This window comes from Streptomyces sp. R44, assembly GCF_041053105.1.
Taxonomy (GTDB): domain Bacteria; phylum Actinomycetota; class Actinomycetes; order Streptomycetales; family Streptomycetaceae; genus Streptomyces.
In genome coordinates this window covers 6,032,525-6,047,891 of the sequence record NZ_CP163444.1, presented here as the reverse complement: position 1 = coordinate 6,047,891, position 15,367 = coordinate 6,032,525, and the positions used below count along the sequence as shown (strand labels likewise).

The 15,367-nt window shown below is 72.4% G+C and carries 10 protein-coding genes; 2 read left to right on the top strand and 8 right to left on the bottom strand.

What is annotated here, in order from left to right:
- Positions 1-72: 72 nt before the first annotated feature.
- From AB5J54_RS28215 to AB5J54_RS28205, 3 genes are all read right to left on the bottom strand, one after another.
- Positions 73-2,391 carry a polysaccharide lyase 8 family protein gene (locus tag AB5J54_RS28215; RefSeq protein WP_369146722.1) on the bottom strand — a complete coding sequence of 773 codons (2,319 nt, stop codon included), beginning with the start codon at positions 2,389-2,391 and terminating at the stop codon, positions 73-75.
- 107 nt (positions 2,392-2,498) lie between these two features.
- Positions 2,499-6,344: an endo-alpha-N-acetylgalactosaminidase family protein gene (locus AB5J54_RS28210; RefSeq protein ID WP_369146720.1), complete on the bottom strand. Its 3,846-nt coding sequence runs from the start codon at positions 6,342-6,344 to the stop codon at positions 2,499-2,501.
- Between the two features lie 134 nt (positions 6,345-6,478).
- The gene (locus tag AB5J54_RS28205; protein ID WP_369146718.1) at positions 6,479-6,988 is read right to left on the bottom strand and encodes a hypothetical protein; all 510 of its coding nucleotides are present in this window, start codon (positions 6,986-6,988) and stop codon (positions 6,479-6,481) included.
- Between the two features lie 225 nt (positions 6,989-7,213).
- Here AB5J54_RS28205 and AB5J54_RS28200 point away from each other — a divergent pair, with 225 nt between their 5' ends.
- Complete coding sequence (locus tag AB5J54_RS28200) at positions 7,214-7,825, top strand: YceI family protein (RefSeq protein ID WP_369146717.1); 612 nt, start codon at positions 7,214-7,216, stop codon at positions 7,823-7,825.
- A gap of 132 nt (positions 7,826-7,957) precedes the next feature.
- Here AB5J54_RS28200 and AB5J54_RS28195 read toward each other — a convergent pair whose 3' ends face one another.
- Positions 7,958-8,785, bottom strand: a complete 828-nt coding sequence (locus tag AB5J54_RS28195; RefSeq protein WP_369146715.1) for a hypothetical protein — start codon at positions 8,783-8,785, stop codon at positions 7,958-7,960.
- Positions 8,786-8,989: 204 nt separating this feature from the next.
- On the opposite strand from AB5J54_RS28195, the gene dnaN reads away from it, so the two are divergent.
- Positions 8,990-10,093, top strand: coding sequence for a DNA polymerase III subunit beta (gene dnaN, locus AB5J54_RS28190; protein ID WP_369146713.1), 1,104 nt, complete (start codon positions 8,990-8,992; stop codon positions 10,091-10,093).
- A 15-nt stretch (positions 10,094-10,108) separates the two neighbouring features.
- Here dnaN and AB5J54_RS28185 read toward each other — a convergent pair whose 3' ends face one another.
- The 4 genes from AB5J54_RS28185 to AB5J54_RS28170 form a co-directional block, all read right to left on the bottom strand.
- The gene (locus AB5J54_RS28185; protein WP_369146711.1) at positions 10,109-11,464 is read right to left on the bottom strand and encodes a hypothetical protein; all 1,356 of its coding nucleotides are present in this window, start codon (positions 11,462-11,464) and stop codon (positions 10,109-10,111) included.
- 42 nt (positions 11,465-11,506) lie between these two features.
- Positions 11,507-13,123: a citramalate synthase gene (gene cimA / locus AB5J54_RS28180; RefSeq protein WP_369146710.1), complete on the bottom strand. Its 1,617-nt coding sequence runs from the start codon at positions 13,121-13,123 to the stop codon at positions 11,507-11,509.
- Between the two features lie 282 nt (positions 13,124-13,405).
- The gene (locus AB5J54_RS28175) at positions 13,406-14,725 is read right to left on the bottom strand and encodes an MFS transporter (RefSeq protein ID WP_369146708.1); all 1,320 of its coding nucleotides are present in this window, start codon (positions 14,723-14,725) and stop codon (positions 13,406-13,408) included.
- A 75-nt stretch (positions 14,726-14,800) separates the two neighbouring features.
- Positions 14,801-15,346 (bottom strand): TetR/AcrR family transcriptional regulator, encoded by a 546-nt coding sequence (locus AB5J54_RS28170; protein WP_369149476.1) that lies wholly within the window; start codon positions 15,344-15,346, stop codon positions 14,801-14,803.
- Between the last annotated feature and the right edge of the window lie 21 nt (positions 15,347-15,367).

Below are 15,367 nucleotides of genomic sequence, written 5' to 3'. Positions count from 1 at the left end.
ACAGAACCCTTGCCCGTCCAGCCCGAGTCAACAGCCAGGCACCCCCTGTGTTTGTGGGGTTCCGACATAGACCTAGAGGAGAACCTCGCAACCATGGGTCGTCCCCCCGGTACCCGGGGTGATCCGCAGCCGGAGCGCGGGCCCGGTGGCGAGGACCTCCACCGACGGGTCGTGGGCGACCACCCGGCGGACCGGACGGTTCCACTGCAGCTCCAGCGGCTGCCCCGTGCGGAGCGGCTCGGAGACCCTCAGGTCGAGGACCGAGCGGCGGCGCCGGACGAGGACGCTCGCGGGCGCGGTGACGGTGAGGGGTCCCACCGTACCGGCCTGCCAGAAGTTCGCCGCGGTCAGTCCGAGGGACGGGACGGCGACCGCCTGCCGCTCGGCGGTGTTGTCGAGAACGTGCAGCCAGCCGGGGTCGGCGGCGCGGGCGGCGAGGGTCCGCGGGGAGGCGCCGGGCATCAGGAGGTAGACGTACGAGGCGGCGACCGGGTCCGTGCCGTGGTCCAGCCAGAGAATCTGGTAGCGGCGGGTCACTCGCTCGGTGGAGCTGGTGGTGTTGATGTCGCTCCACGCGCCGGCGCGGTCCTCGCGCAGGGTCCGCAGGTTCCCGGTCCCCTCGGGGAAGACCCAGCCGCCGTGGCCCTCCAGATGGGCCCAGCCCTCGCCGGTGGCGAGTTCCGCGGGGCCGTTCCCGCCGAGGTTGCGGTTGTCGACGACCGTCTCGACCGGCACGCCGTCCGTCGCGGTGATCCCGGCGCCCAGGCAGACGACCGCGTCCGCCGCGCAGAACCAGGACTTTCGGGCCTCCAGGGTGGAGCCGAGGCCCTTGAGGTGCTGGCCGACGGCCGCGTACTCGCCGTCGGTGGCCCCGCCGACCCAGCGGACGGCCGGCCGGGGCGCGCCCCACTCGCCGCCCGCCCGGTCCGCGAGGCGCTTGGTCGAGACCGTGGTGCCGGGGAGGCGGTACGGGTCGACGGTGGGCCAGAACCAGTCGGTGTACTGGTCGCCGAGGTCCGGGGTCCACCAGGAGAGCATCCCGGCGCCGGTGTGCCAGCCGCGCGGGTTCTCGCCGTTGCCGCACTCGTAGTACGTGATCCGGTTCGAGGCCATGGAGATGTTGGCGGCCCAGCCGGGGCGGCGGTGGACGGCCCGGTCCATGGCGGCGAAGAGCCGGTGGCCGGTCGGTTCGGGGGCGGCGGGGACGGGGGACGCGGCCACGGCGTGCAGCCGCGCGAGGTCGGCGACGCCGAACTGGCGGGCCGCCAGGACCGGGGAGACGGTGTCGCGCTCGATCCACCCCTTCACGCGCGCGTGCCAGCGGTCCCGCTCGGCGGCCGACGCGCCGCCCGCGAGGAGGGCGATGGCCGCGATGACGCCCTGGCCGTGGAAGTGGTCGGAGCGCATGATCCGGCGGTCGTCGTTCTTGAGGTAGCCGCGGCTGATGGCACGTCCGTTGACGCTGTCCATCATCAGGCCGTCGTAGATGAAGGGCGCGTAGGCCTTCTCGACGCTGTCCAGGACGATCTGGCGGTTCGGGTCGGTCACGGCCCAGGTGGAGCCGGCGAGGAGGGTGAAGAGCCGGCCGAGGCCGTCGAGCATGACCTGACCGTAGGTGCCGGAGTAGGCGACCCAGGTGTGCTGGACGAAGGAGCCGTCGGCGTAGAGGCCGTCGCCCTGGGTCACGTACGGGAAGACGGGCGAGAGGGCGTCGCGGGCGAGCGCGATCTTGGCGGGGTTCGCGCCGAGGACGCCCCGCAGGGCGACCGAGCGGCAGAGGTCGACGCGGTTGGCGCCGGTGGAGGTGCCGGAGTAGTTCGCGAGGACCGAGTCGGGCACGAAATGGTCGACGGCGGCGCAGGCGGCGGCGACGCGCTCGGCGCCGAGGCGGGGGTGGAGCGCGGCGACGATGTCCATGAGGAGGCGGGGCGCCCCGATCTGCCACTCCCACCAGTTGCCGTAGCGCGGGGCGCCCGCCCGGTAGACCGTGGCGGAGAGGTGGTCGAGGCCGCGCAGCACGTCGGAGAGCAGGCTCTCGTCGCCGGTGAGGCCGGTGCCGGGCTGGAGGAACGCCTGGGTCATGGTCCACAGGCGGCTGTAGCTCTGGGAGATGCCGGCCGGCGGGTCGAAGGGGGCGTCGGGCCAGAGCGAGGTGGGGGTGGCGGCCATGCTCGCGCGGAAGGCACGCGCGAGCGTGCCCGTCTCGGCGAGCTTGCCGGCGTAGGGCTCGGCCCCGGCGTCGAAGCCGGAGCCGAGCTGGAGGTCGAGCCAGCGGAGCCGCAGCGCCTCGAACTCGTCGGCCGCGTGGGCGGAGGGGGCGAGGGCGAGGGCGGCCGCGGCGGCGGCCGTCGTGCTCAGGAAGGTGCGGCGGGACCAGAGGGGCAGGGACACGGGAGCCTCCCGGGGGAAGTGGTGGAGACCGGTCGGCGCCCGGTGTAACACCCCTTTTCCGACGCAATCAATGAGCACGGCAAGCGCTTGCTGTCCTGGTGGGGGCGTCAGCTCCCGCAGTGGAAGCGGGCGCTCCCCCAGTCCGCGTGGTCGTTGCCGTTCCCGTCGCCGCCGTCGCCGACCACCAGGTCGACGTAGGAGGCGCCGGTGACGTCGGCGGTGAGCGGCCAGGCCTGGTCCGCGGCCCTGAGGACCGGGGACTTCACCTTCTCCGTGCCGTCCGCGAGGACGCTGAACTGGACGCTGCCCCGGGTGGTCTGGACGTCGTCCACGCCGACCTCGGCGGTGAGCGAGGTGCACCGGCCGCCGAGGTAGTAGCGGACCCTGGCCGGGGCGTGGGTGCCCAGGCCCTTGGCGTGGGCCACGCCGCCGATCCGCAGCGGGGAGCCGTCGCCGGTGCCGGTCTCGCCGTTGGAGAGGTCCCGCTCGACGGGTCCCCAGCCGTTGGCGGCCGAGGTCCAGTCGAGGTCGCTGGCCCAGCTGTCGGCGGTGGGCGGCGGGGGCAGGGTGCGGACGGTGGTGGCGGCGGTCAGCTTCCGGGGGGCGCCGCTCAGGCCGTACGCGACGGAGGCGCCCAGCGGGTACGGCTGGTAGGCCGCGTCCACCGGGGGTGTCACCTGCCAGGTGGCGGTGGCCTTCGCTCCCGGGGCGACCGTGCCGAGGGCGACGGGCGCGGCGGGTTCGGCGGTCCAGCCCTCGGGGAGGGCGAGGACGGCCTGGGCGCCGGTGACGTCGGCGGCCTCGTCGTTGCCGAAGGTGGCCGTGACCTGGTTCGGGCGGCCGGGCTCCAGGGTCTCGGGCGCGGTGACGGTGAGCGTGCCGCAGGCGGCGCGTTCGGCGGCCGGGCCGAGGTCGGTGACGGTGAAGCCGTCGAGGACGAAGTCGGCGCCCTCCGGGGCGTCCGCGCGCTTGCGCAGACCGGTCCAGGTGTCGCCGCAGCCGGCGGTGACGGTCTCGGCGAAGTGCCCGGTGGTCCTCTGCAGCCCGAGGGGGGTGCGGCGGGTCTCGACGGCCGGTCCGTTGCCGTTCGTACGGTCGTAGCCGGTGACCCACTCGTACGCGCCCGCGTGGCTGGACTGGTAGTCGTACTCCACGCGGTAGCTGTGGCCGTCCTTCATCGGGACGGTCCAGGGCGCGGTCCGGTAGACGAGTCCGCTGTTCTCGTCGTGCGACTTGAGGCTCTCGGCGCCGCCGATGACGTCGTCGATCAGCTTTCCGTTCCAGCCGGCCTGGGTGTACGGGGCGTGCAGCTGGGCGATGTGGGTGCGGGGGTCGGTGGTGCCGCCGGCGTCGCCCTTGAGGAAGGGGCCCCAGCCCTGGTCGACGGCCTCGAAGTCCTCGTACGCGACCGTGCCCGCCTTCGTGGCCGGGTCGTTCGCGACGATCCGTACGTCGTCGATCCGGACGGTCGCCGCGCTGCCGCTCGCGGCCTCGATCCGCAGCGGGACGGATCCGTCGGCGGGTGCGGTGAAGGTGACCTTGGCGCGCTGGAGCCGGGTGCCGTTCCAGTCGGAGGCGGCGACCTGGTTCTCCAGGGAGGAGCGCTCGACGGTGACGGAGGCGCCGCCGGCGGAGAGGGTGGTGGGGCGGGTCTTCCCGGGTTCGACCTCGATCAGGGCGGAGGCGGTGTACCGCTTGCCGGGAGTGAGGCCGGTGATCTGCTGCCGGACCGAGGCGGTGGCGGTGCCGCCGAGCTTCGCGCCGGTGCGGCCCTGCGCGTCGGTGTCACGGGTGACGGTGCCGGCCTTGGTCCAGGCGCCGAGCTTCGCGTCGTTGAAGCCGGGGTCCTTCACCGGGGTGCCCTGGCCCCACCGCGGGGCGGTCTGCGCGGGGGCGCTGTCCGGGTAGAGGACGTAGGGCTGTCCGGCGACCGCGTCGAGGGTGATCCGTCCGCCGGAGGGGCGCACGGTGGCGGTCTTCACGCGCCCGTTGTCGGTGAGCTTGTACACGGTGTACGCGCGCGTGGAGCCGGGGACGGCCCAACTGGTCTTCCCGCCGGACTTGTTGTAGTGGTAGAGCTTCTTTCCGCCGTCCCAGGGGAGCAGGTAGCTCTCGCCGTCGAGGACCTTGCGGCCGTTCTCGTAGAAGGTGCGCCGGCCGTTCTCGACGGTGCCGCGGACGCCGCCGGTGAAGGTGATGTCGTCGCCGTTCCAGCGGGTGATCTTCTGCTGCTGGAGGTACTTGGCGGGGAGGTTGCGCTGCCAGATGTTGGCGGAGAAGGCGTTCCAGTCGGTCTCGCCGGTCCAGCCCTCGAAGTCGACGAGGGCGGTCTGGCCGAGGACCGGGTGGTTGTTCCAGACGTCCTTCTCGCCGTTGCGGATGAAGCGGATGATCTGCGAGTTGAGGCCCTTGTTGGTGGCGCCGCCGTAGTCGAGGTCGTTGGCCCAGTGGGACCAGAGGGAGGCCCGTTCGAACTTCTCGGACCACTCGGTGGCGACGTTCCAGCCCTGCGCCTGGACGGCCTGCATCGTCTTGTCGGCGATCCAGCCGTGCGTGTAGTAGACGTCGATGTAGAGCATCGACAGGTTGGGGTCGGTCTCGTCGCGGAGCTGCTGGAAGCGGCGGGCGAGGTCGCCGCTGTTCACGTCCCGGCGCTGGTCGATGTAGTAGCTCTGGTTGAGCCAGTTCCAGCCGGGCTTCGTCTTGTCGACGAGGGTCTCGCTGAAGTGGTGGGCCTCGGGGTACGACTCGGTGGCGTTCACGTGGACGCCGAAGCCCGCGCCCCACTTCCTGCCCTCGCGCAGGAGGGTGTTGAGGTCGGCGAGGCCGCCGGCCCGCTTGTTGTAGTTGCCGCCGTAGTCGGGGTGGGCGGAGTCGTGGCCCTCGGAGCCGTACCCCTTGAGCAGCGCGAACTGGCCGAGTCCGTCGGTGGAGAGCGAGATCCGTTTGACGTCGTCGAGGGTGCGCAGGAAGGGGTGGGTGGCCTGGGAGGCGAAGTTGAACGGGATGTGGGCAACGACCCGGTCGGGTGTCTGCTCGCTGCCGGGGGCCTTGATCCCGATCGTGCGGAAGGCGACGGCGCCGTCCTGCCAGTCGGTGGTGCCGTCGGCGTTGGCGTCGGGGGTGACGACGACCTTCGCCCAGGGCAGGTTGTCGCCGCTCTCGGGCCGGGGGGCGCCGGCTCCGCGGTAGGTCCACTGGCCGGACCAGACGCCGACGCGGGTCTCGGTGCCGGTCTTGCGGGCCTGGTGCCAGAAGCGGGCGCCGTCGCGGGCGGAGGCGCCGGAGGGCTTGTCGTAGCTGGAGTTGGACTCGACCGCGGCGGCGAGCCGGCCGGTGTTGACGATCGCGTAGCTCGCGCCGACCGGGTTCGCCTCGGTGGCGGTGGCGTCGGTGACCTGGGCGAAGACGTCGGCGGTACGGGTGGAGTCGGGGTCGAGCCGGGTGAAGGCGGTGGCGGCGCCGGTGTCCGAGGAGCCGACGGAGACCAGGTCGTGGCCGGGGACGTCGATGGTGCCGACGCGGAAGATCTCGGTGTCGCGGACGGCGGTCACCCGGAAGGTGGTGGTGCGTCCGTCGACGCTCAGCCGGGCGTCGAGCTCGACGCCGGGCAGGTCGGGGAAGGCGAGGGTGTACGCGGCGGAGGTCGCGGTCAGGACGGGGGCGCCCTTGGCCTGGACGGCGTGCGCGGTGCCGTTGAGCACGACCTGCGTGACCGGGGCCGTACTCCCGAGGAGGCGGGCGCCGCTCGCGCGGTCGGTGTACGAGAGGACGCGGGGGAAGTCCTCGGCGACGGCGACGGAGAGCTGGTCGGAGCCTATGACGGTGTCGGCGGTGGCGGTGGCGGCCGTGGCGCCTTCGGCGAGGGCGGGCCCGGACAGGGCGAACACCGTGGCCGAGGCTGCCGCGAGCGCGCAGGCCGCACGGAGTCTGGGTGAGAGGGGGAGGGACATGCGGACCAGTCAGCCGCGCCGCGGCGGCACCGTCAACGAGATCGCGCCGCGCGGGCCCCTCCAGTCCAAGAACCCCCTTCGGTTAGTCCAAGTGACCACCGGAGGGGGTTCGTCGGCGTCGGCGCGGGTGCGGGTCAGCAGCCGCCGCAGTTGTAGAAGGTCACGTCCCAGTGGTTGCCCTCGTCGGCGTAGACGTTGCCCGCGCCGGACTTCCACTGCGGGGCCCCGTCGCCGCGCAGCCCGATGTAGGTGAAGGTGTTCTTGATGTAGTTCCCGACGCAGGTGTACTTGCTGAAGTCGAGCTTGTAGCCGTTCCAGTGCGAGTAGGTGCCGCTCGCGTGGCCGGTCTCGGTGCCGCCGGTGATGTTGAGGGCGCAGCCGCTGGCGCTCTTGAGGGTCTGGGCGCCCTGGGCGGTGGCGAGGTTGAGCTGCTCGAAGGACGTGCAGGTGGAGTTGTTGCGGTCCGAGCAGTTGCCGGACGAGGACCAGGTGATCCCGGACGAGCGGAACATCGAGGTCGCGGTGGCGTGGCTGATCTTGGTGACGGCGTGGGCGTCGGTGGCGGTGGAGAGGGCGCCGAATCCGGGGGCGAAGAGCGCGCCCAGGACGAGGCCGAGTGCGGTGAGGACGGAGCGGAGCTTCACGGGGGTTGCCTCCTGCTGGTGACCGTGACGGGTGGGGACGGCTGTGCAGGTGGTGCTCGTCGCGCAGGGAGATGGTGCCGTAGTTCTACGCGCGTCCGCCAGAGGGCGTCGGTGCCCTGCAGATCTCGTCCGGGTGAACTTCTTCCGCAGATGTTGAATGTTGAACGGAATAGGGCTACAGTCGTTCTCGTTGAAGGTTCAACAAACACCGACAAGGAGCACGTCATGGGTCTCTTCGGCCGCAAGAACACCGAGTCCGCCACTGCTACCGCCACCCTCCCCGTCGACCCGGCCCTGGCCGCCCTGACCGGCGACTACACCATCGACCCGGCCCACAGCAGCATCGGCTTCACCGTCCGTCACGCGATGGTCACCAACGTCCGCGGCACCTTCGCCGAGCACGAGGGCGCGCTGAAGCTCGACGGCTCGAACCCGGGCGCCTCCACCGCCTCGATCGACGTCAAGATCGCCTCCATCGACACCGGCATCGGCGACCGCGACGGCCACCTGCGCAGCGGCGACTTCTTCGACGCCGAGCAGTTCCCGCTGATGAGCTTCCGCTCCACGAGCGCCGAGCAGCTGGGCGGCGACAAGTACCGGATCAACGGTGACCTGACCATCAAGGACGTCACCAAGCCGCTCGCCATCGACCTGGAGTTCAACGGCACCGCGACGGACGTCTACGGCAACGAGCGCGTCGGCTTCGAGGGCTCTGCCGAGATCCTGCGCTCCGCCTGGGGCCTGACCTGGAACGCGGCCCTGGAGACCGGTGGCGTCATGGTCAGCGACAAGGTCAAGCTGAACTTCGACATCTCCGCGATCAAGAACGCCGCCTGATCCCTTCCGGGAACCCCGTCCGGCCCGTAGGGCCCCGTCCGGCACCGTCCGGCTTCCCGGACACACGAGCGCGCCCGTCCTCCGCAGCTTCGGCGGAAGACGGGCGCTCGGCGTTTCCCGGCGTACCGGGCGTCAGCCGCGCTTCTCGGAGGCGGTCCGGAAGGCGAGGGCGGTCTTCGCGGCCCCGGCGAGGTCGCCGCCTCCCCCGGCCAGCACGCTGCCGAAGGTCTCGGCATCGGTCCACGCGCACAGCGTCGTCCCGGACGCCGCGAGGGTCCCGCAGCTCAGCTTCCCGCCCCAGGGGCCGGCGTCGAAGGCGGTGACGTCCTCCGCCTTGGCTCCGGCGAAGAAGTTCCGCAGTTCCTGGTCGAGCGTGTCCTTCTGCTTCTCGGCGAGGAGCGAGGGATCCCATTCGACGGCGTTGATGCCGAGCATCAGGTCCGGGGCGCCGTCGCCGTTCCGGTCGTAGTACCACAGCTTGCCGCTCGGCTTCTTCTTCCCCTTCAACGGGTCGTCCCCCGTGAGGATCCGGTACTCGCCGACCCGAGCGGGCCCCTCGACGACCCGGGCCCGGACGGTCTCGCCCGGCTTCGCCGAGGCCAGGGCCGCCTCGGCGGAACCGGCGCCCGACCGCGCGGCCGGGGGCTGCCCCTCGTACGAGAGCGCCTTCGTGACCCCGAGGGCGACGATCAGCGCGACCACCCCGAGGACGATCGTCCGCCGGCGGCGGGCCCGCGCCCAGGAACCGTCGGTGCCGCCGTCCGTGACGCGCGCGTCGGCCACCGCGGCCTCGGCGAGCGGCAGGGGCGAGGCCGCGGCGCGGGGGCCCGGGGTCTCGTGGCGCCAGGAGCGGGTAAAGCGCCACACCAGGGCTGCGGCCAGGAGGGCGACGAGGAGCGCCCCGATGGCCTGGCCCTGGGCGTAGGCCTCCGAGGAGGTGTCGACGGCAAGGATGATCATGACGAGGATCGTAGGGGCGCGGCGGGCCCCCGCCGGTTACGATCTCGCATCGCCCGGCAGCACGATCGCGCAGGTCAGACGAGCTTCGCCGCCGCCTCGACGACCGCCGGGACCAGACGTTCCCCTGCCCGGAACCGTCGGTCCGGCGCCCGACTGCCCTTGTCTGCGGCGGCGTTGTCAGTGGGGGCGGCTAGCGTCGCCGGCATGGAATTCCGCATCGACAGCGCCGTGTTGACGGACGCCGTGGCCTGGGCCGCGCGCGTTCTGCCGGCCCGCTCCCCCATGCCCGTCCTCGGCGGCCTGCTGCTGGAGGCGGCGGACGGCGGACTGCGCGTCTCGGGCCTCGACCACGAGGCCTCGGCCCGCGTCGAGGTCGAGGCCGACACCGCCGTCGACGGCCGGGCTCTGGTCCTCGGCCGGCGCCTGCTCGACATCTGCAAGGTGTTGCCCAAGGGCCCCGCCGAGCTCGCCGTGGAGGGCGCCCGTCTCTCGGTGACCTCGGGCGACGCCCGCTTCGGCCTCTCCCTGCTGCCGCTCGACGACTACCCGGCCGCGCCCGCGCTGCCCGAGGTCCGCGGGCTCGTGGACGGGGACGCCTTCGCCGTGGCGGTCGGCCAGGTCGCCGTCGCGGCGGGCCGTGACGACTCGCTGCCCGTCCTGACCGGGATACGGCTCGCCCTGGACGGCGCGAGGATGACGCTGGCCGCCACCGACCGCTACCGGTACGCGGTCCGCACCCTGGAGTGGCAGCCGGAGGCCGGTGCCCCCGCGGAGGGCGCCGACGTGGTCGTCCCGGCCCGCCGTCTCACCGAGATCGCCCGCTCCCTCGCGGGCACGGGCCCGGCCCGCCTCGCCCTCGACTCCGGCTCCCTCGGCTTCGAGAGCGGCGGCACCCGCACGACCACCCGGCTGCTCGACGGCCGGCTCCCCCGCCACGACAAGCTCTTCGCCCTCGGCGAGCACGCCCTCGCCGTCACCGAGCGGGCCCCGCTGGCCGAGGCCGTCAAGCGGGTCGCGGTCGTCGCGGAGGGCGACAGCCCGGTCCAGCTGGCCTTCTCCTCCGCCGGCCTCCATCTCCAGGCGGGTTACGAGGACGACGTGGCCTCCCAGCGCCTCCCGGCCGTCCTCACCGGGGCGGAGTCCCTGACGGTCGCCTTCAACCCGGGCTACCTCCTGGACGCCCTGGGCTCCCTGGACGCCCCCGAGGTCCACTTCCACCTCCTCGGCCCCGGCCAGCGCGCCCTGCTCACCGACGGCCCGGACGCGACCCACCGCCACCTGCTGATGTCGGTGAAGCCGCTGGTGTGACTCTCTCGGGGCGGCCTAGAACCCGCCGCCTCCGTCGAAACCGCCGCCCCCGCCGAAGTCCCCGCCGCCCCCGAAGTCCCCGCCGCCGAAGTCGCTCGAACCGAAGTCGCCGGAGCTGAAGTCGGCGCCGGAGAAGTCGCCGCCCTGGAAGTCCCCGCCGCCGTACTCGGAGGCGTACGCCGGGGTGGCGAGCATGGAGCCGAGCATGGTGCCCACGAGGAGGCCGGGGAGCATGCCGCCGCCGAAGTAGCCGCCGGCCCAGGGGCCGTAGGCGGGGCCCGCCTCCCAGTACGGGCGGCGGCCGGTGTCGGTGTCGACGGTGCGGGCGGCGGGGTCGAGGCCGTCGTCGAGGCGGGCCGCGTCGGCGGCACAGACCGGGACCTCGCGGGCCGAACCGGCGGGCGGACTCCAGGTGCGGTCCGTGGTGGACGGCCCGTGCCGGGGGTCGAAGAAGCAGGGCGGCCGGCGCTCCGGGAGCGGGCGGGACTCGCGGCGGGCGGCGAGGACGGCGAGGGAGAAGCGGCCGTCCTCCAGGGCCTGGGTGACACCGCGGACCTCGTGCGGCCTGGTGACCGCGCCCATGAGGGACTTGGCGCGGTCGTAGGAGTCGAGGGCGCGCTCGTAGTCGCCGCGCATGGCGTCGTCGGCGCCGCGCTCGGCGGGGTGGAAGTCGAGGCGTTCGAGTTCCTCGCCGAAGGCGGTGATGTCCTCGTCGACCACGACCCGGAGCCGGTCGAGCGCGGCGCGCTCCTCGGCCTCCTTGCGGAGGCGGTTGCGGCGGACGACGGCGTAGGCGCCCGCGCCGCCGGCGACGACGACCGCGCCGAGGGTGACGAGCCCGGCGACGGGGACCCCGGAGTCGTTCGTGCCCGCGGAGCCCCAGGAGGCCGGGGCGGAGCCGCGCATCACCGGCAGGGCCTGGTCGACGAAGTTGTTCAGCTCGGTGGCCGCGTCGGCGCCGGGCCGGCGTACGGAGGTGACCAGGTTGTCCACGGCGTCCCGGGACATCACCGAGCGGTCGGCGCGGGCGTCGAAGCCGTCGCCGAGACGGATCGCGTAGAGACCCGTGATGCCGGTCTGTGTGCGCAGGTTCTGGAAGAGGTTCTCCGGCGGGAACTGCGCGTTCGCGGGCAGCACCGCCACGAAGAGCGGCTTGTCCGCGTCCTTGATCTTCTGCGCGAGCGCCTTGGCGTCGGCCGTGGAGATCTGGCCCGCGGCGCCGGGGTCGACGTACACCGGGCCCTGTTTCAGGGCGGCGGCCGCGTCGGACACGCCCGTGGCCCTGGCGCCCGCGACGGGCGCCAGGACCATGAGCAGGAGGAGTATCAGCCCGCCGAGGGCCGACCCTGTGGATATCGCCCTGGTCCTCATGGTTCGACGCTACCCGAACCGGACCAAACCGAACATACAGGGCTATTCGGCGGGGTCGACCCCGGCCCGCAGCAGCCCGTACGTGAAGGCGTCCTCCAGGGCCTGCCAGGACGCCGCGATGACGTTCTCGCCGACGCCGACCGTGGACCACTCGCCGTTGCCGTCACTGGTGGTGATCAGAACCCGGGTCGTGGACTCGGTGCCGTGGCGGCCCTCCAGGATGCGGACCTTGTAGTCGATCAGCTCGAACTTGGCGAGCTGCGGGTAGATCCGCTCCAGGCCGACCCGGATCGCCTTGTCGAGGGCGTTGACCGGGCCGTTGCCCTCGGCGGTGGCGACGATCCGCTCACCCTTGGCCCAGAGCTTCACCGTGGCCTCGTTGGCGTGGGTGCCGTCGGGGCGGTCCTCGACGATCGCCCGCCAGGACTCCGTACGGAAGTAGCGGCGGGCCCGGCCCTCGGCCTCCTCGCGGAGCAGCAGCTCGAAGGAGGCGTCGGCGGCCTCGTACGTGTAGCCCTTGAGCTCGCGCTCCTTGACCCGCTCGACGACCCGGGCGACGAGCTCGCGGTCACCGCCCAGGTCGACGCCGAGCTCCTTGCCCTTGAGCTCGATGGAGGCGCGGCCCGCCATGTCGGAGACGAGCATCCGCATGGTGTTGCCGACCAGCTCGGGGTCGATGTGCTGGTAGAGGTCGGGGTCCACCTTGATCGCGGAGGCGTGCAGTCCGGCCTTGTGGGCGAAGGCGGAGACGCCGACGTACGGCTGGTGGGTGGAGGGGGTGAGGTTGACGACCTCGGCGATGGCGTGCGAGATCCGGGTCATCTCGGCGAGCGCGCCCTCGGGGAGGACCCGCTTGCCGTACTTGAGCTCCAGGGCCGCGACCACGGGGAAGAGGTTGGCGTTGCCGACCCGCTCGCCGTAGCCGTTGGCGGTGCACTGGACGTGCGTGGCGCCCGCGTCCACGGCGGCGAGGGTGTTGGCGACGGCGCAGCCGGTGTCGTCCTGGGCGTGGATGCCGAGCCGGGCGCCGGTGTCGGCGATCACGGTGGCGACGACGGCCTGGATCTGCGCGGGCAGCATGCCGCCGTTGGTGTCGCAGAGGATGACGACGTCGGCGCCGGCCTCGTGCGCGGCGCGGACGACGGCCTTGGCGTAGTCCGGGTTCGCCTTGTAGCCGTCGAAGAAGTGCTCGCAGTCGACGAAGACCCTGCGGCCCTGGGAGACCAGGTGGGCGACGGTGTCGCGGACCATCTCCAGGTTCTCGTCGAGGGTGGTGCGCAGGGCGAGCTCGACGTGCCGGTCGTGCGACTTCGCGACCAGGGTGATCACCGGGGCGCCGGAGTCGAGGAGCGCCTTGACCTGCGGGTCCTCGGCGGCGCTGCCGCCGGCCCTGCGGGTGGCGCCGAAGGCGACGAGCTGCGCGTTCTTGAACGCGATCTCCTGCCGGGCGCGGGCGAAGAACTCCGTGTCGCGCGGGTTGGCGCCGGGCCAGCCGCCCTCGATGAAGCCGACGCCGAACTCGTCGAGGTGCCGGGCGATGGTCAGCTTGTCCGCGACGGTGAGGTTGATGCCTTCACGCTGCGCCCCGTCGCGCAGCGTCGTGTCGAAGACATGGAAGCTGTCGTCGAGGCGCGAGCCCTCGGCGTTCTCCGTGGTCATGGCTGTGATGGCTCCTGTCGGATGTGGCTCCGGAAGGTATGGATCCACTTGCCCCCATTCTCACGCGTCGTCCGCTTCCGGCGTGGGTGGGGCCGGAAAACGAAAAAACCCCTCGCGGGTGCGAGAGGTCTGCGCGCGGGTCTGGGGCACGGTGTCCACTGCCGCGGGGGTCTTGCCGCGATTCAGTGGCCACTGCGGACCGGCGCGCCGCTGCCGATAATCATCGTGGTAGCAAGCACGCCGGAAGTCTGACACAGGTACGGGACCGACGGGACGGCGGTCTCACGATACGGGCAGCTGATCTTCCTTGCGCTCGGGGGCGGCGGCGCCGACGCGGCCCAGGTCGATGTCACGGGTCTCCCGCATCGCCAGGTAGACGACCAGGGAGACGGCCGCGGAGCCCGCCACGTACCAGGAGAAGCCCGCCTCGACGCCGGCGTTCTTGAACCAGAGCGCCACGTACTCGGCGGTGCCGCCGAAGAGGGCGTTGGCGATCGCGTACGGCAGGGCGACGCCGAGGGCGCGGATGCCGGTCGGGAAGAGCTCGGCCTTCACGCAGGCGTTGATCGAGGTGTAGCCGGTGACGACGACCAGCGCGAGGAGCGAGAGGCCGAGGGCCGGCCAGAAGGAGCCCGCGCGCTTGAGCAGCGTCAGGATCGGGACGGTGAGGAGAGTGGAGCCGACCGCGAAGGTGATGAGGAGCGGGCGGCGCCCGATCCGGTCGGAGAGCCGGCCGGCCAGCGGCTGCAGACAGGCGAAGACGATCAGGGCGCAGAAGGAGACGAGGGTGGCGGTCCGCTTGGGGAGCCCGGCGGAGTTGGACAGGTACTTGGTGAGGTAGGTGGTGTACGTGTAGTAGGCCACGGTCCCGCCCATGGTGAGCGCGACGACGAGGAAGGCCTCCCGCTTGTGCGCCCACAGCGCCTTGAGGGTGCCCTGCCGGCCGCGGGCGACCCCGGTGTCGGCGGTCTCCTCGTACACCTCCGTCTCCAGCATGTTCCGCCGCAGGTAGAAGACGACGGCCGCGCCGAGGGCGCCGATGACGAAGGGGATGCGCCAGCCCCAGCCGTGCAGGGCCTCGGCGGAGAGGGTGTGCTGGAGGACGAGCAGCAGGCCGAGGCCGAGGATCTGGCCGGCGGTCATCGACACGTACTGGAAGCTGGAGGCGAAGCCGCGGTGCTCGGGCGCGGAGGCCTCGGTGAGGTAGGTGGCGCTGGCCGCGTACTCGCCGCCGACGGAGAGGCCCTGGAGGAGGCGGGCGACGAGGAGGACGACGGCGCCGCCGTATCCGGCGACGGAGTACGTGGGCGCGATCGCGATCAGCACGGCGGAGGCGGACATCAGCGTCACGGTGAGGGTGAGCGCGGCCTTGCGGCCCTTCCGGTCGCCGACCCGGCCGAGGAGCCAGCCGCCGACGGGGCGCATGAAGAAGCCGACGGCGAAGATCCCGGCGGTGTTCATGAGCTTGGCGGTGTCGTCGCCCTCGGGGAAGAAGGCCCCCGCGAAGTAGGTGGCGAAGCTCGCGTACACGAACCAGTCGAACCACTCGACCATGTTGCCCGCCGAACCGACCCAGATCTTCTTCCAGTGCTCTCGTCCCATGGGCAGGAACCGTGCCGGAAGCGCTCCGCGGGTCACAAGGCGGTGAGGGGCAACGATCGGGAGTACTTGCGTGCGTTACGTTCGCGAGATCAATGTTTCGGTGATGAACTCCCGCACGTGGTCGAGGACTTGCTCCCGTCCCGTACCCGGGATGCCGACGGCGACGTGCACGCTGAAGCCGTCGAGCAGGGCCCGCATCCGGGTGGCGAAGCGGTCCGGGTCGACGGCCCGGAACTCCCCGCGCGAGACGCCCTCGGCGAGGATCGCGACGAGGTCCCGGTGCCAGGCCCCCTCGATGGCGGCCTGCCGGGCACGGGCGTCGTCGTCGGCGTTCTGCGAGCGGTTCCAGACCTCCAGCCAGAGCGTCCAGTGCGGGTCCCGGGGACCGGCGGGCACGTACACCTCGACGTACCCGTCGAGCCGGTCGCGCACCGTCCCCGGCCGGGACAGCAGAGCACTCCGCTCGGCCCCGAGCCGCCCCTCGCTCCACTCCAGGGTCTGCAGCAGGAGCTCGTCCTTGGTGCGGAAGTAGTAGAGCAGGTGCCCACTGCTCATCCCGACCTCACGCCCGAGCCCGGCCATGGTCAGCCCGTCGAGCCCCCGCTCGGCGATGGTGCCCATCGCCGCGGCGAGCACGTCCTC